Raw genomic sequence first — 20,404 nt, 5'->3', positions numbered from 1 at the left:
CGGGCTACTTCTTGGGCGGCACCGGCTTGCCGCCCGGCAGCAGCTGGGGCGGCGGGAAGCGGAGCTTGCGGATCTGCAGCGCCCGCATCGCCGCGTAGAAGCCCACGCCCTTGAGGCTCTCGTTGGGCAGCTTGGCCGCGACCTCCTTCTTCACCTTCCAGGCCACGTAGCCGGAGGTGAAGACGACGCCGATCATCATGACCGGCCAGCCGAACACGATCACCGCGTTGAGCACCTGGACGCGGACCGACATCGGCCACGGCACCCAGGTCGCGAGCAGGATCAGTAGCGAGAAGGGCAGGAAGTACTGGCTCGGCAGCCGGCGCGAGTCGACCCAGTCGCGGGCGAACTTGCGCGCGGCGCCCTTGTCACGGGCCGGGAAGTAGCGCTCGTCACCGGCCAGCATGCCGCGCCGGGCCCGGTCGCGCTCGGCGGCCTGCTTGGCGCGCATCTGCCGATAAGCCTCCTTGCGGTCTTTCGGCGCGCTGACCAGCTGGCGCCGTCTGCCTTCGGCATCTCGGCGCTTGGGTGTGGGACGACCCTTACCTTGGGGCTTAGGATCGTCAACGGGGACGGGGGTGTCGTCCACGGAGGTTTGGGAACGGCGTCGCAACACGACGTCAACCCTACCTGGAGTGCAACTTAGTGACGCCCCCGTGCGTTATGCGTAGGGTAATCCCAAGGCAGGCTGCGCTGCAGTGGGTGAACGACAGCACGACCTAAGAAGGGGACGGCCGACGCGCATGAGCGTGATGAAGAGACTTTCGATGATCTTCAAGTCCAAGGCCAACAAGGCCCTGGACAAAATGGAGGATCCACGCGAGACCCTCGACTACTCCTATCAGCGGCAGCTGGAGCTGCTGCAGAAGGTGCGTCGTGGCGTGGCGGACGTCGCCACCTCTCGCAAGCGTGTGGAGCTGCAGATCAACGGTCTGGAGCAGCAAGGCAAGCGGCTGGAGGAGCAGGGCCGCAAGGCGCTGTCGGTGGGGCGTGAAGACCTCGCCCGTGAGGCGCTGTCGCGCCGCTCCGGCCTGCAGTCGCAGATCGCCGATCTGCGCGTGCAGCATGACAACCTGCAGGCCGAGGAGGAGAAGCTCACCACGGCCTCCCAGCGGCTGCAGGCCAAGGTCGACTCCTTCCGCACCAAGAAGGAGACCATCAAGGCGACCTACACCGCCGCCGAGGCGCAGACCCGCATCAACGAGGCGTTCTCCGGCATCTCCGAGGAGATGGGCGACGTCGGCCTGGCGATCCAGCGGGCGGAAGACAAGACGGCCCAGATGCAGGCCCGCGCCGGCGCCATCGACGAGCTGCTCGCCTCCGGCGCGCTCGACGACTTCAGCGGCACCCGCGGCGACGACATCCAGGCCGAGCTCGACCGGATGGGCGGCGGCATGGACGTCGAGCTGGAGCTGGCCAGGATGAAGGCCGAGCTCGGCCAGGGCCCGGCCCCGCAGGGCGCCATCGAGCCCGGCCAGCAGCAGCCGCAGCAGCAGCCCCAGCCCAACCAGCAGACGCAGCAGCTGCGCCAGCCGGGGGAGGGCGCATGATCGTCAGGATCATGGGCGAGGGCCAGATCGACATCTCGGCCGACGACATCGCGGTGCTCAACGAGCTCGACAGCGAGCTCGAGGCCGCCATCGACTCCGATGACGAGAAGGCCTTTCGCGTCAAGCTGCACGCCCTGCTCGACAAGGTGCGCCACGTGGGCAAGGCGCTTCCCGACGACAGCCTTGAGCCGTCAGAGCTGATCCTTCCCCCCGCGGACGCCTCGATCGAGGAAGTCCGGGAGATGCTGGGCGACCAGGGCCTCATCCCGGGCTGAGCCCGTGCGCACCCGGTTCGCGGCCGACCGCGGCCTGACCCGCCGCATGGTCGCGACGATGTTCCTGCTCGGCCTGCTCTACGTGGTGTTCGTCGGCATCCTCGTCGCCCTGGGCGTGCGGGCGCTGACCGTGCTGGTCATCGCGGGGGCCCTGCTGCTCGCGCAGTACTTCCTGTCCGACCGCATCGCGCTCTACGCGATGCACGGGCGGGAGGTCTCGCCCCAGGAGGCCCCCGAGCTGCACGGCCTGATCGACCGGCTGTGCGCGCTGGCCGACATGCCGAAGCCGCGCGTCGCGATCGCCCATTCCGACGTGCCCAACGCCTTCGCCACCGGCCGCAACCAGAAGAAGGCCGTCGTCTGCGTGACGACCGGCATCCTGCGCCGCCTGGAGCCGCGTGAGCTCGAGGGCGTGCTGGCCCACGAGCTGTCCCATGTCGCGCACCGCGACGTGGCGGTGATGACGATCGCCTCGTTCCTGGGCATCGTGGCCGGGCTCATGACGCGCGTCGCCCTCTACACGGGCCTCGGCGGCCGCCGCCAGAACGGCCAGGGCGGCCTGCCCATCGGCCTGATCATCATGCTCGTCTCGGTCCTGGTGTACGCGATCAGCTTCGTCCTCACCCGCGCCCTGTCGCGTTACCGGGAGCTGTCGGCCGACCGGGCCGGCGCCCTGCTCACGCAGCAGCCGTCGGCGCTGGCCAGCGCGCTGACCAAGGTGTCCGGCGACATGGCCCGGATCCCGACCCGCGACCTGCGTGAGGCCGAGCCGTTCAACGCCTTCTACTTCGCCCCGGCGCTGGCCAAGGGGCAGACGGTGGCCAACCTGTTCTCCACGCACCCGCCGCTCGAACGGCGGCTGGAGCAGCTCGCGCGCATCTCCGCGCAGCTCGGAAGGGGCTGACGACGATGGGCTGGCTCGACGCGATCCTGGGCCGTTCCAAGCCGGCCAAGCCCGACCTGGACGCGCTGTTCGCGCTGCCGTCAGCGGCCGTGACGCTCCAGGCGGCGACCGGGCTCGTGCCGACCGGGCTCGGCTCGGTGGCGTTCCGGGCGGCCGAGGGCGGTGCCTTCGCCCGCCTGGAGCAGGACGTCAAGGCCCTGCTCGGCGGCCGCGTCGAGGAGTCCGACGACGGCTACGGATACACCTGGCTGCTGGTGCGGCGCGCGCCCGACCTGCTCGGCGACCTGGTCACCGAGCTGCACGCGGTCAACTCCTCGCTGGAGTCGGCCGGGTTCGGCCCGTCGCTGCTGTGCTCGCTGGTGTCGTTCGCCGGCCCCGACGGCAGGCGGCTGGCCGTCGTCTACCTCTACAAACGCGGCACCTTCTACCCGTTCGCGCCGCTGGGCGGCGACCGCCGCGACAACGCGCTGGAGCTGCAGGTCAGGGGCGTGCTCGCGGGCGAGCTGCCGCTGGAGGAGGACCTCGGCCGCTGGTTCCCGGTCTGGGGCGCTCCCGGACTCTGAGCACCCACGGTGATGTAATCATCACGTGGAGCGAAGATTGTACGTGCTCGCGGCTTCCGGGTTCATCGTGGCCGCCGTGCTGTACTCGGCGTGGATCACCGGCCAGTTCACCACGCCGGCGGTCGACCGGGCGCACGGCTACGTCAGCGAGCTGGCCGCCCGTGACCAGCCGTGGACACGCCTGTTCCGGACCAGCGACGTGCTGTCCGGGCTCGCCTGCGTGGCCGGGGTGGCGCTGGTGCCGAGGATCGGGCGGGAGTGGGCGGGCTGGCTGACGCTGGCCGCGTTCGGCGTGCTGACGATCGCCGGCGGCCTGTTCCCGATGGACTGCGCCGCGCTGAGCTCCCCGGCGTGCGGGCGCGGGCCGCTGTCGGCCGCCCACCACGCGCACGTCGTGACCGGGGTGCTGGCGGCCGCCGCCGCGCCGCTCGCCATGGCGCTCCTGGCCGTCCGCTGGCGCACCTGGCCGGCCTGGATCATCGCGGGCCTGGCCGCCGGGTTCACCGCCTTCACCGCCACGGCCGTGGCCGCCGGTCAGCTGGCCGGCCTGGCTCAGCGCGCGCAGTTCCTGATCGTCGCCGCGTGGCTGGTGTACGCGGCGCTGCGGCTGCTCGTCTCGGACGCGCCCGTCCCGGCGCCCGTCCACCCGCACGTCGTACGGCAGGGCCGGGGGCCGGCCGTACTGATCGCCGGAGGGCCCGCGGCGGCGTGGTGCCACTGGGACGGCGTCGCCGGCGAGCTGGCCCGCACGCACACCGTGATCAGGTTCGACCGGCCGGGGCTGGGGCTCAGCCCGGCCTCGCCGGTGCCGCCCACGCTGCACGGCGAGGCGGCGCGGCTGGCGGCGCTGGCCCCCGAGCACCCCGAGCGGGTCGCCGTCGTCGCGCACCGGGCCGCCGCCTGGCACGCCGAGGCGTTCGCCAGGCTGCACCCGCTGCGGGTGTCCGCGCTCGTCCTCGTGGACCCCGCGGCGGCCCCCAGAGGCGCGCGGGGCACGTCCTCGCCCGGCAGGACGCTCGGCCGCTGGCTGCCCGCGCTGGGCGGCACCTGGGGCGCGGCGGCGCTGGCCCGCGTCGCCGGTCCGGTGGCGCACCGGCTGCTGTGCGGGACCGCCGACACCCACGGTCTCCACAGCCAGGGGCGGGTGCTGGCCGCCGCCGCGGGGGAGTGGCTCGCGCGCCGCGACATGGCCGCCGACCTGCGCGTCATCCGTGCCGAGCACGCCTTCCCCGACGTGCCGGTGACGGTGCTCGTCAGCGGCCGAGCGCGCGGCGCGAGGCTGGTGGAGGAGCTGAACGGCAGGCTCGTGCGGCTGCCCGTCTCGCGGCTGCGCGTGCACCTGAACGTCCTGCCCGCGATAGCCGACGCGCTGTGAGGCCGTGGTGAGGTTACTGTGGTTCCCGGCAGGCGAACCCCGGGAAAGGGGTAGGCGTGGACATCACCGTCGTCGGAGAGGGCACGGTCGCGGCCGTGCCGGACGTCATGCGGCTGCAGGCCGGGGTCGAGGTGCGCCGGCAGTCGGCCGCCGAGGCCTTCGCCGGGGTCAGGGCCGCCGCGAGCAGGCTCGCCGAGGCGCTGCGGCAGGCCGGGATCGCCGAGCGCGACCTGCGCACCACGGAGCTGTCACTCGGTCCCGAGTACGAGGCGTACCCGAAGGTGTCGGCCTACCGGGCCGCCCAGGGCGTCGAGGCCGTGATCCGCGACCTGGCGCGGGCCGACGAGATCATCGACACCGTCGCCCGGGTGGGGGAGGAGGCCCGGCTGCACGGCGTGGCCTTCGAGGTGTCCGACCCGGCCACGGCGCTCAGGGAGGCCAGGGCCGGGGCGTTCGCCGACGCGCGGGCCAAGGCCGAGCACTACGCCGAGCTCGCCGGACGGCCCCTGGGCGGGGTCGTCTCGGTGAGCGAGGAGGTGGAGCGCGGGCCGCAGCCGATGAGGCTGGCCGCGGCCGCCGAGCAGGGTTCGGTCAGCCCCGGGCAGCAGGGCCTGACCGTCACCGTGCGGGTGGTGCACGCCTTCGGCGACTAGGCCAGGGCGAGCATCCGGTCGAGGGCGGTACGCGCCCAGCGGGCCGTGTCGTCGTCGACCGTGATCTGGTTGACGACCTCGCCGAGCGCCAGCGACTCCAGCGCCCACACCAGGTGGGGCAGGTCGATGCGGTTCATCGTCGAGCAGTAGCAGACGGTCCGGTCCAGGAACGAGACGTTCTTGTCAGGGAACATCTGGGCCAGCCGCTTGACCAGGTTGAGCTCGGTGCCCACGGCCCAGCTCGACCCGGCCGGGGCCGCCGCCAGCGTCTTGATGATGTGCTCGGTGGAGCCCACGTGGTCGGCCTTGAGCACCACCTCGTGCCGGCACTCGGGGTGCACCAGCACGTTCACGCCCGGGACACGCCGCCGTACGTCGTCGACCGACTCGGCCGTGAAGCGGCCGTGCACCGAGCAGTGGCCCTTCCACAGCAGCATGCGCGCCCGCCGGAGCTGCTCGGGGGTGAGGCCGCCGTCGGGCCGGTGCGGGTTCCACACCGTGCAGTCGTCGAGCGACATCCCCATCTCCAGCACCGCCGTGTTGCGGCCCAGGTGCTGGTCGGGCAGGAAGAGCACCTTGGAGCCCTGCTCGAACGCCCACTCCAGGGCGCGCCTGGCGTTGGAGGAGGTGCACACCACGCCGCCGTTGCGGCCGCAGAACGCCTTGATGTCGGCGCTGGAGTTCATGTACGTGACGGGCACGACCTGGTCGGCCAGGCCCGCGTCCTCCAGCGCCTCCCAGCACTCCTCGACCTGGTCGAAGGTGGCCATGTCGGCCATCGAGCAGCCGGCCGCGAGGTCCGGCAGCACGACCCGCTGGGTGCCGGTGGTCAGGATGTCGGCCGACTCGGCCATGAAGTGCACGCCGCAGAACACGATGTACTCGGCCTCGGGCCGGGCGGCGGCCTGCTGCGCCAGCTTGAAGGAGTCACCGGTCACGTCGGCGAACTGGATGACCTCGTCGCGCTGGTAGTGGTGGCCCAGCACGAACAGCCGGTCGCCGAGCGCCTGCTTGGCCTTGCGCGCCCGTTCCACGAGCTGCGGGTCCGAGGCGGGCGGCAGCTCGCCCGGACAGTCCACCCCCGTCTCGCTGTGCGGATCGGCGTCCCGGCCGAGGACGTAGAGCGGCAGCCCAGTCTGGGTGGCCATGGCCGTACCCCCTTATCGTCGAACTGACGACTAACTATGACACACGGTATGGGGGCAGATATTCCGGGGGGTAACGGGGGAGGGAATGTGTAGCACCCGGCAGGTGTTGGTAGCGTCATCAGTAGACGTCGGAACAGACAGCCGGGTTAGGGAGTCAGCAGATGACGGTTGAGAGCAGCGAGACCACGACGCAGGGCCTGATCCTGACAGACGCGGCCGCCGCCAAGGTCAAGAGCCTGCTCGAGCAGCAGGGCGAGGAAGGCCTGCAGCTGCGCGTGGCCGTGCAGCCGGGCGGCTGCTCCGGCCTGCGTTACCAGCTCTTCTTCGACGACCGTTCGATGGACGGCGACGTCGTGACGGACTTCGGCGGCGTCAGCGTCGTCACGGACCGGATGAGCGCCCCCTACCTGATGGGCGCCTCCATCGACTTCGTCGACACGATCGAGAAGCAGGGCTTCACCATCGACAACCCGAACGCCACGGGCTCCTGCGCCTGCGGCGACTCCTTCAACTAGTCGGGTGTGCCCGTAGGCCCCGTCCGCCTTTGTGCGCGCGGGGCCTTCGCGTATCCTCGTTGCGCTCCTGGCTTGCTGACAACGAGGAAGAAGAATCCCGTGCGCATCGCCGTCACCGGCTCCATCGCGACAGACCACCTGATGACATTTCCCGGCAGCTTCGGCGATCAGCTCATCGCCGAGCAACTCGACCGGGTGTCACTCTCGTTCCTGGTCGACGATCTGCAGATCCGGCGCGGGGGATGCGCCGCCAACATCGCCTTCGGCATGGCCTGCCTCGGCCTGAAGCCCTATCTGGTGGGCGCGGTCGGCAACGACTTCGCCGACTACCGGTCGTGGCTTGAGCGGCACGGCGTCGACTGCGACTCGGTGCACATCTCCGAGACCCAGCACACCGCGCGTTTCCTGTGCACCACCGACAAGCACCACAACCAGATCGCCTCCTTCTACACCGGGGCGATGGCCGAGGCGCGGCTCATCGAGCTGCAGCCGGTCGCCAGCCGGGTGGGCGGGCTCGACCTGGTGCTCATCGGCCCGAACGACCCCGACGGCATGCTGCGTCACACCGACGAGTGCCGCCACCGCGGCATCCCCTTCGCCGCCGACATCTCCCAGCAGCTCGCCCGCATGGAGGACGAGCAGATCCGCCAGCTCGTCGACGGGGCCGCCTACCTCTTCTCCAACGACTACGAGAAGGGCCTCATCGAGCAGAAGACGGGCTGGAGCGACGAGGAGATCCTCGCCCGGGTCGGCGTCCGCGTCACCACGCTCGGCCCCAAGGGCGCCGTCATCGACCGCCGCGGCGAGCCGTCCATCGCGGTCGCGCCCGCCCCCGAGCACGGGAAGGCCGACCCGACCGGCGTCGGCGACGCCTTCCGGGCCGGCTTCCTGGCGGGCCTGGCCTGGGACCTGCCGCTGGAGCGGTGCGGGCAGCTCGGCAACCTGACCGCCACGCACGTGCTGGAGCGCGTCGGCGGCCAGGAGTACGAGCTGGGGCAGCGCGCGTTCATGGAGCGCTTCAGCGCCGCCTACGGCGCCGACGCGGCGGCCGAGATCGCGCCGCACATCCGCTGCTACCACCCCTGATACCACCCCTGATACCGCCCCTGATTCCGCCCCTGATCTCGCGGACGGGCCCCGCCGCCGCGGCGGGGCCGCTCAGGCGGGCGCGTAGACGCGGTGCACGAACTCCGCGAGCTGGTCGTCGGGCAGGTGCCTGGCCAGGTCGGCCTCGGTGATCATGCCGACGATGCGGTTGTCCTGCATCACCGGCAGCCGCTTGATCTGGTGCTTCTCCATACGCGACAGCGCGTCCTCGACGGTGGCGTCGGCGGGCGCCCAGACCAGCCCGGTCGCCAGGTCGCCGGCCCGCACCTGGGCCGGGTCGTGACCCGCGGCCACGCACTTGATGACGATGTCGCGGTCGGTGATGATGCCGCTCACCCGGTCGTCGGTGCACACCGGCAGCGCGCCCACCCCCATGTCGCGCATCATCTGCGAGGCGCGGTCGAGCGTCTCGTGAGCCTGGATGCACTCCGCGCCCGGATTCATGAGGTCGCGAGCAGTCTGATCGGTCATGTCTCTTTCCCCCGGATATCGGTGCTTTCCGGGGGCCCTACCCAGTTCACGCGTCAGTAGTTGCGCCGTACGTGAATCGCCCAGCCCCCCTGCGGAAGCTCGTAGGAGCCCACGTGGCGGTGCGACTTGAGCCGGCACCACGCGGGCACGTCCGTGAAGGCGGCGGGGTCGTCGGCCAGGACGGCCACCACCGCGTTGAGCGGGATGTGGTTGATCTGCTCGGCGAGCATGATGATCGGGATCGGGCACTTCTTCCCGAGCGCGTCGATCGTCAATGCCGGCTGAGTGGCCTCTGTCATGCGACTCCTGCGTCCTGGCGGATCCGGCGCACCAGCTCGGGCAGTACGGCGAGGAACCTGTCGACCTCGGCCGCCGAAGCGCCCCTGGGCAGTGACACCCGGACATTCCCATGCGTCAGCACGCCCATCGCTTCCAGGACATGCGATGGACGAAGCGTACTAGCGGTGCACGAACTACCGGACGATACGGCGAACCCGGCCTTGTCGAGCTCGGTCAGCAGCACCTCGCCGTCGACGTAGAGACAGGAGAACGTGACGATGTGCGGGGCCCGTTCGACCGGGTCGCCGATCACCTCCACGTCGGGGACGACCTTCGGCACGGTCTCGCGGATCCTGTCGACCAGGGCCGACAGCCTGGAGCGCTCCCGGGACGCCTCGGCCGCCATCGCGCGCAGCGCCGCGGCGGCGGCGACGATGCCCGGCACGTTCTCGAACCCCGGCACCCGGCGGCCCTCCCGCTCGTCCTCGGGGACGAACGAGCGGAAGCGGGTGCCCTTGCGCACGGCCAGGACGCCCACCCCGGGCGGGCCGCCCCACTTGTGCGCGCTGGCCGTCAGCACCGACCAGCCGCCCGGCACCGGCATCCGGCCCGCCGTCTGGGCCGCGTCGACCAGCAGCGGCACCCCGTTGCGCCGGCACGCCGCGGCGGCCTCGGCCACCGGCTGCAGCGTGCCGACCTCGTGGTTGGCCGTCTGCAGGCAGGCCAGCGCGGTGTCGGGCCTGGCCACGGCCTCGGTGAACGCCTCCAGGTCCACCCGGCCCGCGCGGTCGACGCCCACCGCCTCGACGGTGCCGCCGTCGCGCTCGTGCAGCGCGGCCGCGTGCAGGACGCTGGAGTGCTCGACGGCGCTGGTCACCAGATGTCGGCCCACACGCCGTCTGCCCTGTATGGTGCCGAGCACGCCGAGATGCACGGCCTGCGTGCCGGACGAGGTGAACGACACCTCGTCGGGCCGCGCGCCCAGCGCCTCGGCCACCTCCGTGCGGGCCTGCTCCAGCAGCAGGTGGGCACGGCGGGCCTGGCCATAGAGTCTCGCGGGGTCGGCCCAGCCGACGTCGATCGCCGCCAGGAGCGCCTCGCGCGCCTGAGGGTGAAGCGGTTCGGTCGAGGCCGCGTCAAAGTACGCCACGAGACCTATGGTCCCATCCGCGGCGCGCCACCGAGGGGGCGCGCGGAAGGGCGGGCCCGTTGCACGCTAATGTGTCTGCAATCAGCTGTGCATCTGGAAATACGAGCGCTCAGGAGAAGACTCCTGGGCTTCATCTGTGGGGTAGGCGATCCGTGAGTCCGACCCGCCGTACGACGCGGCGTTCGTTGGCCCGGCGCAGAGTGCCGCGCGCCGCCGCTTTGGCGTTGCTCCTGGCCTCCGCTACGGCGTGTGCAAATGACGTTCCCGAGGCCGATTGGTCCCGTGGCCTTCTGCCGGAATCAATCACGACGCAGGGTGACGTCGTCACGACTCTGTGGAACGGGGCGTGGATCGCCGCGCTGGCCACGGGCGCCGTGGTCATCGCCCTGATCGTGTGGGCGTGCATCTTCCACACCAAGCGCAAGGCCAAGGCCGAGCTTCCGCCGCAGGTGCGTTACAACCTGCCGATCGAGATGCTCTACACCCTGGTCCCGCTCGTCATGGTGTCGGTGTTCTTCTTCTTCACCGCGCGCGACAGCGACGTGCTCACCAAGGTCTCCGCCAACCCGGACCTCAAGGTCAAGGTCGAGGCGTTCCAGTGGAGCTGGCGCTTCACCACCACGACCGCCGACGGCAAGACCACCAAGCCGGTGACCGGCATGCCGGTGAGCGACTACAAGCAGGGGCCGCAGCTCGTGCTGCCGGTGAACTCGACGGTGGAGTTCGATCTCTACACCGACGACGTCATCCACTCGTTCTGGGTGCCGAACATGATCTTCAAGCGTGACATCATCCCCGGCATCCCGGAGAACAACCCCGGACGCAAGTTCGAGATCAAGACGTTGAACAAGCCCGGTGTCTACGCCGGTCGGTGCGCCGAACTGTGCGGCGCCGACCACAGCCGCATGCTCTTCTCGGTGAAGCTCGTCCCGCAGGCTGAGTTCGACCAGTACACCGCGTCCAACCAGGCTGGGAGTGCCCAGTGACCGCCATCCAAGAACCACTCGTCACGAGTGTCCGGCCCGTTACCAAGGGCCAGGTGATCGCGAAGTGGCTGTCCTCCACCGATCACAAGATCATTGGACACCTCTACCTGATCACCTCGTTCGTGTTCTTCCTGATCGGCGGCATCATGGCGCTGGTCATGCGGGCCGAGCTGGCGCAGCCGGGGTTGCAGTTCACGAGTAACGAGCAGTTCAACCAGCTGTTCACCATGCACGGCACGATCATGCTGCTGATGTTCGCGACGCCGCTGTTCGCCGGCTTCGCCAACGAGCTGATGCCGCTGCAGATCGGCGCGCCCGACGTGGCGTTCCCGCGCCTCAACATGGTGAGCTACTGGCTCTACCTGTTCGGCAGCACGATCGCCGTCTCCGGCTTCTTCACCCCGGAGGGCGCCGCCGCGTTCGGCTGGTTCGCCTACACGCCGCTGTCCAACGCGATCAGCTCGCCCGGCATCGGCGGCGACCTGTGGATCATGGGCCTGGCGCTGAGCGGCCTCGGCACGATCCTCGGCGCGGTCAACTTCATCACCACGATCATCTGCATGCGGGCGCCGGGCATGACCATGTTCCGGATGCCGATGTTCACCTGGAACATCCTGCTGACCAGCATGCTCGTGCTGATGGCCTTCCCGGTGCTGGCCGCCGCGCTGCTCGCGCTGGAGGCCGACCGCAAGTTCGGCACCCACATCTTCGCCTCGGAGAACGGCGGAGCGATGCTGTGGCAGCATCTGTTCTGGTTCTTCGGGCATCCAGAGGTCTACATCATCGCCTTGCCGTTCTTCGGCATCGTGACCGAGATCCTGCCGGTCTTCAGCCGTAAGCCGATCTTCGGCTACATCAGCCTGGTGGCCGCCACGATCTCGATCGCCGGCCTCTCCATCACGGTCTGGGCGCACCACATGTTCCCGACCGGGCAGGTGCTGCTGCCGTTCTTCTCGTTCATGACGTTCCTCATCGCGGTGCCGACGGGCGTGAAGTTCTTCAACTGGATCGGCACGATGTGGCGCGGGCATCTCAGCTTCGAGTCGCCCATGCTGTTCTCCATCGGCTTCCTGGTGACGTTCCTGCTCGGTGGCCTGACCGGCGTCATCCTGGCCTCGCCGCCGCTCGACTTCCACATCAGCGACACGTACTTCGTGGTGGCGCACTTCCACTACGTGGTCTTCGGCACCGTGGTGTTCGCGATGTTCGCCGGGTTCTACTTCTGGTGGCCCAAGTTCACCGGCAAGATGCTCGACGACAAACTCGGCAAGCTGCAGTTCTGGCTGCTGTTCGTGGGCTTCCACGCCACGTTCCTCATCCAGCACTGGCTCGGCGTGCTCGGCTTCCCGCGCCGCTACGCCGACTACAGCCCGGCCGACGGGTTCACCGACCTGAACATGATCTCGTCGGTCGGCGCGTTCGTGCTGGGCGCCTCGACGCTGCCGTTCTTCTACAACGTCTGGAAGACCTGGCGCACCGCGCCCAAGGTCACCGTCGACGACCCGTGGGGCTACGGCGGCTCGCTCGAATGGGCCACCTCCTGCCCGCCGCCGCGGCACAACTTCACCTCGCTGCCGCCCATCCGGTCCGAGCGTCCGGCGTTCGACCTCAAGTACCCGCACACGTCGGCGAAGCCCGCCAAGGAGGTTGAGGACTGATGAAGGTCCAGGGTTGGCTGTTCCTCCTGTGCGGCCTGTTCTTCGCCGGCGTCGACGTCGCCTACTGGTTCTGGACCAAGGCGGCCACGGGGCAGGGTGAGCCGGTCGGCACCACCGCCATGGCCATCTCGGTCGGCTTCGCGTTCATGATCGGCTACTACCTGATGTTCACCGCGCGGCGCATCGGCGCCCAGCCGGAGGACAACAAGCAGGCCGACATCAGCGACGGGGCCGGCGAGATCGGCTTCTTCAGCCCGAGCAGCTGGTGGCCGCTGTTCGTCTGCCTGGCGGCGGCCTTCGCCTTCGCCGGGTTCGTGATCGGCCTGTGGATGTTCATCATCGGCGTGTTCCTGGTGATCATGGCGATGATCGGGTTCGTGTTCCAGTACTACCGGGGTCACTTCTCGCACTGAGCGACCCGCCGGGCGGGCGCCCTCCTTAGGGAGGGACGCCCGCTTTTTGGCGTTCTTTACCGGGGGGCGGATGTGGTGATTCGATCACCGAGGGTAATAAGGGAGATGAATCTGCTCTACTCGGACGGGGGAGTACTCGTGGGGCGAGTTGCGTATCGATCGGCCGGCCTGCTGGCGCTGGCGCTGCTGACGGCGTGCTCGACGAGCAGTGCCGCCGACGAGGAGAAGACCGCCAAGGCGCCCGACGCGACCGTGACGATGTACCCGCACGACAAGGCCGCCAACGTGCCCACGGACCAGACCGTCGTCGTGGCGGCCCAGGGAGGCACGCTCAAGAGCGTCACCGTGCGCGGCAAGGAGGGCGCCCTGCCCGGCACCCTCAGCGCCGACCGGACCCGCTGGCGCAGCACCGCGACCGCCCGCCCCGGCACCACGTACACCATCACCTCCGTCGTGGCCAACGCCGACGGCAAGCAGGCCGAGCAGAAGAGCAGCTTCGCCACGGTCAAGGCGGCCAAGACCTTCGACATCGAACGCATCACCCCGAACCGCGACGACACCGGCCTCACCGTCGGCGTCGGCATGCCCATCATGATCGCCTTCGACCAGCCGATCACCGACCGGGTGTCCGTCGAGCGCAACCTGCTCGTGCGCAGTTCCAGGCCTGTCGAAGGGGCCTGGCACTGGTTCGACGACCAGCACGTCGACTTCCGGCCGCGCGACTACTGGCCCGCCCGCACCGACGTCCGCGTCGAGGCCAACCTGGCCGGCGTGCGGGGCGGCGCCGGCCTGTACGGCAAGCGTGACCTCGCCCTCGATTTCAGGGTCGGCCGCTCCCAGATCACCAAGGGCAGCACCGACGAGCACGTCCTGCACGTCAGGCGCGACGGCAAGAAGATCCGCGAGATGCCGATGCACGCCGGCCAGGGCGGCCAGTGGAAGTACTACACGACCTCCGGCATCCACCTGGCCATGTCCCGGGAGCCCGTCACCGTCATGATCTCGCCCGGGATCGGCCCGGGGTCGCCCGGCTACTACCGGATGACGGTGTACAACACGGTGCGGATCTCCAACAGCGGCGAGTACGTGCACAGCGCGCCCTGGTCGGTGGGCTCCCAGGGCAACTCCAACGTCAGCCACGGGTGCGTGAACATCAGCCCGTCCAACGCGTCCTGGTTCATCAAGAACACGCTCATCGGCGACCCCATCATCATCACCGGCTCCCCGCGCAAGCTGGAGCCGACCAACGGGTGGGGGCACTGGCAGGAGCACTGGAAGCAGTGGCTGAAGTGGAGCTCCCTCAAGGCGGGGCCCACCCTGGCCTTCTCCTGACGGAGGCCGTGCCCGCTCTCCCGCGGTGGCCGTTCCCGCCGTGGCCTCTTCACGCCGTACCGGCGCTGAGAAGGGGCCCGGAGCCCCATGGCGCATGTCGGGCACCGTGGGGCGGGCAGGAGGGCGTCAGGAGCTGGGGAAGGCGCTGCTGGCGGCGATCCAGCCGTCGAGGGTCTGGGCGGCGCGGCCGGAGTCGACGGCCTGGACGGCGCGGGAGTAGGCGTCGATCATGGCGGAGTCGAGGTCGTCGCCCGGCCCGTCGAGGGAGACGAGGGCGGCGGCGGTGTTGAGCAGGACGGCGTCGCGCACGGGCCCGGCCTTGCCGCCGACGAGGTCGTGCACCGCCTGGGCGTTGAAGGCGACGTCGCCGCCGCGCAGGGCGCCCGCCTCGGCGCGGGGGATGCCGAGGACCGCCGGGTCGAAGGTGGTCTGGGTGGCGGTGCCGTCGTGCACCGTCCAGACCGTGGACGTGGTGGCGATGGTGAGCTCGTCGAGGCCGTCGTCGCCGCGGAAGACCAGGGCCGAGACGCCGCGCTCGGCGAAGACCCCGGCCAGGACGGGCAGCATCCGGGGGTCGTAGACGCCGATGGCCTGGGCGGCGGGGCGGGCCGGGTTGGTGAGCGGCCCGAGGAAGTTGAAGATCGTGGGGACGCCGATCTCCTTGCGCGTCGGCCCGGCGAAGCGCAGCGCCGGGTGGTAGACGGGCGCGAAGCAGAAGGCGATGCCGGCCTCGGCGGCCACCCGGGCGGTCTGCTCGGGGGTGAGGTCGAGGCGGATGCCGAGGTGCTCCAGGACGTCGGCGGCGCCGCAGGAGGAGGAGGCGGCGCGGTTGCCGTGCTTGACGACGCGGGCGCCGGCGGCGGCGGCGACGATGGCTGCCATGGTGGACACGTTGACGGTGTGGGCGCGGTCGCCGCCGGTGCCGACCACGTCGACGACCGGGCCTTCGACGTGCAGCGGGGTGGCCAGGTCGAGCATGGTGCGGGCCAGGCCCACCACCTCGGCCACCGTCTCGCCCTTGGCGCGCAGCGCGATCACGAACCCGGCGATCTGGGACGGCGTCGCCGAGCCGGACATGATCTCACGCATGGCCCAGGCGGCCTCGTCGGCCGTGAGGTGCTCGCCGGACAGGAGAGCGGAGAGAAGCGCCGGCCAGGTCGTCCGCGAGTCCACGGTAGGCACCTACTTAGCGTTGAGTCGGCTGGAGGAGCGGCGGCGCATCAGACCGGCCACGGCGTCGGCGAGCACGATGGGCTCCAGGGGCTGCGGGACGACGGCGTCGGCCTTGGACCACTCGGCCAGCCAGCGGTCGTCGCGCCTGGCGATGATCAGGCAGATGGGCGGGCAGTCGTAGACCTCGTCCTTGGCCTGGCGGGCGACGCCCATGCCGCCGGCCGGCTGGGTCTCGCCGTCGAGCACGGCCACGTCGATCTCGCCGGAGGCGAGCCACTGGTGCACCTTGGGCTCGGTGGCGCACTCCACGATCTCCACGAAGGGGACGTCAGCAGCCGGCCGCCGGCCGATCGCCTGCCGAACCTCTTCACGGGTGGCGGCGTCGTCGCTGTAGACGAGGACCCTCATCGTGTCGTCGGTGCTCACGGTCGCGCTCACTATCGGTCGTAGCGGTATGGTCACCTGGGATCGTACCGGTGGTGCGGCGTGGAAGCCCAGGCTGCCACCTCTTGTGGGTGTTTTGTGGCAATTATCCCAGCTTGGCTCCCGGTTTGTACCCGCTAACGGGGGGTCGTGCGCCGGACCGGCCACAGGAGCCGCAATAATGCTGCCCGTGGCGACAGCATCCGCAATAACTTCGACGACGACAGCCCAGCCGTACCGACGACCGAACCTGGTCAGCGTCGGGACGATCGTCTGGCTGTCCTCTGAGCTCATGTTCTTCGCGGCGCTGTTCGCGATGTACTTCACCATCCGGTCGGTGAGCCTCGGCCAAGGTCTCGAGTGGGGCCCCGCGCTCGCGCTGCAGGGCGTCCACGCCGAGGGTGCGGCTCACCTGAACATCCCGTTCGCGACGGTCAACACGATCATCCTGGTTCTGTCGAGTGTGACGTGCCAGCTCGGCGTGTGGGCCGCGGAGAAGGGACAGGTCGGCAAGCTCCGGTTCTGGTACTTCGTCAGCTTCCTCATGGGCGCCGTCTTCATCGCGGGCCAGCTGTACGAGTACATGGAGCTCGCGAGCGAGGGCGCGACCCTGTCCGCCAACGCCTACACCTCGGTGTTCTACCTCACGACGGGCTTCCACGGCCTGCACGTGACCGGTGGACTGATCGCGTTCCTGTTCATGCTGGGACGTACGTACGCCGCGAAGCGCTTCACGCATGAGCAGGCCACCAGTGCGATCGTCGTGTCCTACTACTGGCACTTCGTGGACGTCGTCTGGATCGGCCTTTTCGCGACCATCTACATCATTCAGTAAGGAACGGGATCTCTGTGACTAGGATCACCGCATGGCGGCGGCATCCGCTCGCGAGATACGCCGTCCTGATTTTGGCGTTGGCGCTGGTCGGGACGGTATATGCCACCTTTGTGCAGGTGAGCAGGCCCGCTGACGCCTCGCTCGCGGCGGGCAAGGTCGACGACGTGGCGGCGGGCAGGAGCCTGTTCGAGGCGCACTGCTCCAGCTGCCACGGGCTCAACGCGCAGGGCACGACCACCGGGCCGACGCTCGTCGGCGTGGGCGCCGCCGCGGTCGACTTCCAGATGAGCACCGGCCGCATGCCGGCCTCCGACCCGGGCGCCCAGGTGCCGCGCAAGCCGCTGCCCGAGTGGGTCAAGGACAACCCGGACGCCATCCGGCAGATCTCCGCCTACGTGCAGTCGCTCGGCGGCGGCCCGCAGGTGCCGGGCAGGGAGCAGGTCGACCCCAAGCTCGGCGACGCGGCCAAGGGCGGTGAGCTGTTCCGCGCCAACTGCATCCAGTGCCACAACTGGGCGGGCGCCGGAGGCGCGCTGACGCGAGGCAAGTACGCGCCCAGCCTCAACGAGGCCACCCCCGAGCAGATCTACGAGGCCATGGTGACCGGTCCCCAGGCGATGCCGGTCTTCAACGACTCGACGATCACGCCCGAAGAGAAGCGCAACATGATCGCCTACATCACCCAGATCCGCGAGCAGAAGGATCCCGGAGGGTTCGGCCTCGGGCGCATCGGCCCGGTCACCGAAGGTCTCGTCGTGTGGATCGTGGGCATCCTGGCCCTCGTCCTCGCCGCCATCTGGATCACCGCGAAGAAGCGACAGAAGTCATGACAGACAACGAGCACGAGATCGAGCAGCCGGACGACCGCGTCCCCAAGCGCGTCATCGGCACCCCCGCGCCGGGCACCTCGATGCTCGGCCGGCCCGAGGCCGCCACGGCCGTGGCGGCCGACGACGACGCCCCCGGCGTCACCCTGCAGGACGAGCAGAAGGCTCGCAAGGCGGAGAGGATCGTGTCGCTCTGCTTCCTGATCACCTTCGCGGCCGCCATCGCCTTCCTCGTCTTCTACGTGATCCTGCCGGTGGGCAGCCCGGAGGCGACGGGCCTGTCCAACCTGGCGCTCGGCGGCACGCTCACGCTGGCCATCCTGGGCCTGGCGGTCGGCATCGTGGTCTGGGTCCGCCAGATCATGCCGAAGTACTCGCTGATCCAGGAGCGCCACGAGATGGTCTCCGCGCGGGACGACCGCGCGGTGGTCGCCGACACGTTCATCCAGGGCGCCAACGAGAGCGGCTTCGTCAAGCGCAAGATGCTGCGCCGCACGCTGCTGCTCGGCGCCGCGCCGCTCGGCCTGATCCCGCTGATCCTGCTGCGCGACCTGGACAACTCCGACATGCCGGCGTCGCAGTTCCAGAAGGAGCTGCGCCACACGGTCTGGGGTGAGAAGACCAAGGAGGGCAAGCCGCTCCGCCTGGTCGTCGAGGGCACCGGCCAGCCGATCCGGGCGGCCGACTTCAACTCGCCCGGCGGCATCCTGTCGGTGGTGCCGGAGGGCTACGAGCACGACCTGACCGTGCTCGCCAAGGCCACGCTGATCCTGATCAAGTTCCGGCCCGAGGAGATCAAGTCGGGCACCAACAAGAACTGGACGCACGACGGGATCGTGGCCTACTCGAAGATCTGCACGCACGTGGGCTGCCCGGCGGCCCTGTACGAGCAGACCACCCACCACATCCTGTGCCCGTGCCACCAGTCGACCTTCGACGCCGCCGACGGCGCCAAGGTGATCTTCGGGCCGGCCGCGCGGCCGCTGCCGCAGCTGCCGATCTCGGTCGACGACCAGGGTTACCTCATCGCGCAGGGCGACTTCGCGGTGCCGGTCGGTCCCAGCTTCTGGGAGCGCGGCGACGCCGAGGCCGCGGCACGGGCCAAGGGAGGCCAGGCATGAGTGACGACCTGAAGCAGGTGCCCAAGGCCATCGCCGGCACGTCCAGCGTCCTGGACGAGCGGCTGGGCGGAGCCAACTTCCTCAAGCGCAACCTGCGCAAGGTGTTCCCCGACCACTGGTCGTTCCTGCTCGGGGAGATCGCCCTCTACTCGTTCATCATCCTGCTGCTCACCGGTACGTTCCTGACGTTCTGGTTCAAGCCGGGCATGGGGCACGTGATCTACGAGGGCTCGTACGCCCCGCTCAAGGGCGTCATGATGTCCGAGGCCTACGCGTCGTCGCTGGAGATCAGCTTCGACGTCCGGGGTGGACTGCTCATGCGGCAGATGCACCACTGGGCGGCCCTGCTCTTCGTCGCGGGCATGATGGTGCACATGCTCCGGGTGTTCTTCACCGGCGCCTACCGCAAGCCGCGTGAGATCAACTGGATCATCGGCATCCTGCTGCTGACGCTGGCCCTCGCCGAGGGCCTGACCGGCTACTCCCTGCCCGACGACCTGCTCTCCGGCGCCGGTCTGCGCATCACCCAGGGCGTGGCCATCTCGCTGCCGCTGGTCGGCACGTACATCTCGTTCTTCCTGTTCGGCGGGGAATATCCGGGCGAGGATGTCATCTCCCGGTTCTACTCGCTGCACATCCTGCTCATCCCCGGCATCCTGCTGGCGCTCGTCACCGCCCACATGGTGCTCATGTGGGTGCAGAAGCACACGCAGATGCCCGGCAAGGGCCGCACCAACAAGAACGTGGTGGGCGCGCCGTTCTACCCGGCCTTCATGGCCAAGGCGGGCGCGTACTTCCTGTTCACGCTGGCCGTGGTCGCGGGGCTGGGCACGTTCGCGCAGATCAACCCGATCTGGATCTTCGGGCCCTACACGCCCGCCGACATCTCGGCCGGTTCGCAGCCCGACTGGTACATGGGCTTCCTGGAAGGCTCGCTGCGCCTCATGCCGGCGTGGGAGATCAACATGTTCGGCACGTCCCAGGCGGGGACACTGCCGCTCAGCGTGATCATCCCGGCCCTGGTGCCGCTCGGCCTCGTCATGACGGGCCTGGCGCTCTACCCGTTCCTCGAACGGTGGATCACCGGCGACCACCGCGAGCACCACATCGCGGACCGTCCGCGCAACAACCCGCACCGCACCTCGATCGGCATGTCCGCGATCGTGTTCTACGGCGTGCTGTGGCTGCTGGGCGCCAACGACGAACTGTCGGCGTTCTTCCACGTCAGCCTGAACATGACCACGTACGTGGGCCGGGTGCTCATCTTCGTGGGGCCGGTGCTGGCCTACATCATCACCTACCGCATCTGCCTGGGGCTGCAGCGTTCCGACGCCGCGGTCATCAGCCACGGCGTGGAGTCGGGCGTGATCAAGCGGCTGCCGCACGGTGAGTTCATCGAGGTCCACACGCCTCCGGCGGAGGACATCGAGGCGCACGTGCGGGGCAAGGAAGCCGTCCCGATGCTCCCGGTGGACGAGGACGCCTCCGGCATCCCGCCCAAGGGCATGCGCGGCCCGCTCGGCAAGCTGCGCGGCCGCATGTCCAAGGCGTACGGCGGGGAGAAGATCCCGCTCGACGACGGCCACGGCCACGAGGACGAGCACGCGGCGGTGGGCCCGGGCGAGGACAAGTCGCTCACCCACTGA

At 69.7% G+C, this 20,404-nt stretch carries 23 protein-coding genes; 16 read left to right on the top strand and 7 right to left on the bottom strand.

Annotated elements, in window-relative coordinates; translation table 11 throughout:
• Positions 1-4: 4 nt before the first annotated feature.
• A complete protein-coding gene (locus ADY59_RS25210; protein WP_269433643.1) occupies positions 5-589 on the bottom strand; it encodes a DUF3043 domain-containing protein in 585 nt (194 codons plus the stop codon).
• 154 nt (positions 590-743) lie between these two features.
• Here ADY59_RS25210 and ADY59_RS25205 point away from each other — a divergent pair, with 154 nt between their 5' ends.
• Genes ADY59_RS25205 through ADY59_RS25180 form a run of 6 tightly spaced genes read left to right on the top strand, consistent with a single transcriptional unit; the run spans position 744 to position 5,320 of the window.
• On the top strand, positions 744-1,550 hold the full coding sequence (locus ADY59_RS25205) for a PspA/IM30 family protein (RefSeq protein ID WP_082310384.1): 807 nt from the start codon (positions 744-746) through the stop codon (positions 1,548-1,550).
• A complete protein-coding gene (gene pspAA, locus ADY59_RS25200; RefSeq protein WP_049566409.1) occupies positions 1,547-1,825 on the top strand; it encodes a PspA-associated protein PspAA in 279 nt (92 codons plus the stop codon). The genes ADY59_RS25205 and pspAA overlap by 4 nt, the downstream gene beginning before the upstream one ends.
• 46 nt (positions 1,826-1,871) lie before the next feature.
• Entirely contained in the window at positions 1,872-2,729 is an 858-nt protein-coding gene (gene htpX / locus ADY59_RS25195; RefSeq protein WP_049566460.1) for a zinc metalloprotease HtpX, read from the top strand.
• A 5-nt stretch (positions 2,730-2,734) separates the two neighbouring features.
• A complete protein-coding gene (gene pspAB / locus ADY59_RS25190) occupies positions 2,735-3,292 on the top strand; it encodes a PspA-associated protein PspAB (RefSeq protein ID WP_049566407.1) in 558 nt (185 codons plus the stop codon).
• 25 nt (positions 3,293-3,317) lie between these two features.
• Positions 3,318-4,667: an alpha/beta fold hydrolase gene (locus ADY59_RS25185; protein ID WP_082310382.1), complete on the top strand. Its 1,350-nt coding sequence runs from the start codon at positions 3,318-3,320 to the stop codon at positions 4,665-4,667.
• A gap of 56 nt (positions 4,668-4,723) precedes the next feature.
• Positions 4,724-5,320: an SIMPL domain-containing protein gene (locus tag ADY59_RS25180; protein WP_049566402.1), complete on the top strand. Its 597-nt coding sequence runs from the start codon at positions 4,724-4,726 to the stop codon at positions 5,318-5,320.
• Here ADY59_RS25180 and nadA read toward each other — a convergent pair.
• Positions 5,317-6,468 carry a quinolinate synthase NadA gene (nadA, locus tag ADY59_RS25175; protein ID WP_049566401.1) on the bottom strand — a complete coding sequence of 384 codons (1,152 nt, stop codon included), beginning with the start codon at positions 6,466-6,468 and terminating at the stop codon, positions 5,317-5,319. The two genes, ADY59_RS25180 and nadA, sit on opposite strands and share 4 nt — an antisense overlap.
• 161 nt (positions 6,469-6,629) lie before the next feature.
• On the opposite strand from nadA, the gene erpA reads away from it, so the two are divergent.
• Both erpA and ADY59_RS25165 read left to right on the top strand, forming a co-directional pair.
• The gene (gene erpA, locus ADY59_RS25170) at positions 6,630-6,983 is read left to right on the top strand and encodes an iron-sulfur cluster insertion protein ErpA (protein ID WP_049566397.1); all 354 of its coding nucleotides are present in this window, start codon (positions 6,630-6,632) and stop codon (positions 6,981-6,983) included.
• Between the two features lie 99 nt (positions 6,984-7,082).
• Positions 7,083-8,069 (top strand): carbohydrate kinase family protein, encoded by a 987-nt coding sequence (locus ADY59_RS25165; RefSeq protein ID WP_049566395.1) that lies wholly within the window; start codon positions 7,083-7,085, stop codon positions 8,067-8,069.
• 72 nt (positions 8,070-8,141) lie between these two features.
• On the opposite strand, the gene ADY59_RS25160 is transcribed toward ADY59_RS25165, so the two are convergent.
• From ADY59_RS25160 to ADY59_RS25150, 3 genes are read right to left on the bottom strand one after another with little or no spacing between them, the layout of a single operon-like run.
• Positions 8,142-8,561 carry a CBS domain-containing protein gene (locus tag ADY59_RS25160; protein ID WP_049566391.1) on the bottom strand — a complete coding sequence of 140 codons (420 nt, stop codon included), beginning with the start codon at positions 8,559-8,561 and terminating at the stop codon, positions 8,142-8,144.
• 53 nt (positions 8,562-8,614) lie between these two features.
• The gene (locus tag ADY59_RS25155) at positions 8,615-8,860 is read right to left on the bottom strand and encodes a sulfurtransferase TusA family protein (protein ID WP_049566388.1); all 246 of its coding nucleotides are present in this window, start codon (positions 8,858-8,860) and stop codon (positions 8,615-8,617) included.
• Complete coding sequence (locus ADY59_RS25150; protein WP_049566386.1) at positions 8,857-9,990, bottom strand: cysteine desulfurase family protein; 1,134 nt, start codon at positions 9,988-9,990, stop codon at positions 8,857-8,859. Before ADY59_RS25150 ends, ADY59_RS25155 begins: the two co-directional genes overlap by 4 nt.
• A gap of 71 nt (positions 9,991-10,061) precedes the next feature.
• Here ADY59_RS25150 and ctaC point away from each other — a divergent pair, with 71 nt between their 5' ends.
• The 4 genes from ctaC to ADY59_RS25130 all read left to right on the top strand — a co-directional run bounded on the left by ctaC (position 10,062) and on the right by ADY59_RS25130 (position 14,379).
• On the top strand, positions 10,062-10,976 hold the full coding sequence (gene ctaC, locus ADY59_RS25145) for an aa3-type cytochrome oxidase subunit II (RefSeq protein WP_442937719.1): 915 nt from the start codon (positions 10,062-10,064) through the stop codon (positions 10,974-10,976).
• Positions 10,973-12,634 carry an aa3-type cytochrome oxidase subunit I gene (gene ctaD, locus ADY59_RS25140; RefSeq protein ID WP_049566382.1) on the top strand — a complete coding sequence of 554 codons (1,662 nt, stop codon included), beginning with the start codon at positions 10,973-10,975 and terminating at the stop codon, positions 12,632-12,634. Before ctaC ends, ctaD begins: the two co-directional genes overlap by 4 nt.
• Positions 12,634-13,047 (top strand): cytochrome c oxidase subunit 4, encoded by a 414-nt coding sequence (locus tag ADY59_RS25135; protein WP_049566380.1) that lies wholly within the window; start codon positions 12,634-12,636, stop codon positions 13,045-13,047. Before ctaD ends, ADY59_RS25135 begins: the two co-directional genes overlap by 1 nt.
• A gap of 138 nt (positions 13,048-13,185) precedes the next feature.
• Complete coding sequence (locus ADY59_RS25130) at positions 13,186-14,379, top strand: L,D-transpeptidase (protein WP_049566378.1); 1,194 nt, start codon at positions 13,186-13,188, stop codon at positions 14,377-14,379.
• Positions 14,380-14,505: 126 nt separating this feature from the next.
• On the opposite strand, the gene trpD is transcribed toward ADY59_RS25130, so the two are convergent.
• Positions 14,506-15,552, bottom strand: a complete 1,047-nt coding sequence (gene trpD, locus ADY59_RS25125; RefSeq protein WP_053175135.1) for an anthranilate phosphoribosyltransferase — start codon at positions 15,550-15,552, stop codon at positions 14,506-14,508.
• A 9-nt stretch (positions 15,553-15,561) separates the two neighbouring features.
• Positions 15,562-15,960 (bottom strand): response regulator transcription factor, encoded by a 399-nt coding sequence (locus tag ADY59_RS25120; protein ID WP_049566458.1) that lies wholly within the window; start codon positions 15,958-15,960, stop codon positions 15,562-15,564.
• A gap of 196 nt (positions 15,961-16,156) precedes the next feature.
• On the opposite strand from ADY59_RS25120, the gene ctaE reads away from it, so the two are divergent.
• Genes ctaE through qcrB form a run of 4 tightly spaced genes read left to right on the top strand, consistent with a single transcriptional unit; the run spans position 16,157 to position 20,404 of the window.
• Complete coding sequence (gene ctaE, locus ADY59_RS25115; RefSeq protein WP_049566370.1) at positions 16,157-16,810, top strand: aa3-type cytochrome oxidase subunit III; 654 nt, start codon at positions 16,157-16,159, stop codon at positions 16,808-16,810.
• 14 nt (positions 16,811-16,824) lie between these two features.
• Positions 16,825-17,640: a cytochrome bc1 complex diheme cytochrome c subunit gene (gene qcrC / locus ADY59_RS25110; RefSeq protein WP_049566367.1), complete on the top strand. Its 816-nt coding sequence runs from the start codon at positions 16,825-16,827 to the stop codon at positions 17,638-17,640.
• Positions 17,637-18,758, top strand: coding sequence for a cytochrome bc1 complex Rieske iron-sulfur subunit (gene qcrA, locus ADY59_RS25105; protein WP_049566364.1), 1,122 nt, complete (start codon positions 17,637-17,639; stop codon positions 18,756-18,758). The genes qcrC and qcrA overlap by 4 nt, the downstream gene beginning before the upstream one ends.
• Positions 18,755-20,404, top strand: a complete 1,650-nt coding sequence (gene qcrB / locus ADY59_RS25100; RefSeq protein WP_049566361.1) for a cytochrome bc1 complex cytochrome b subunit — start codon at positions 18,755-18,757, stop codon at positions 20,402-20,404. Before qcrA ends, qcrB begins: the two co-directional genes overlap by 4 nt.

It is taken from the genome of Nonomuraea sp. SBT364 (assembly GCF_001083785.1).
Classification (GTDB): domain Bacteria; phylum Actinomycetota; class Actinomycetes; order Streptosporangiales; family Streptosporangiaceae; genus Nonomuraea.
The sequence above is the reverse complement of the archived record's forward strand: the minus strand, read 5'-3'. Positions and strand labels throughout refer to the sequence as shown.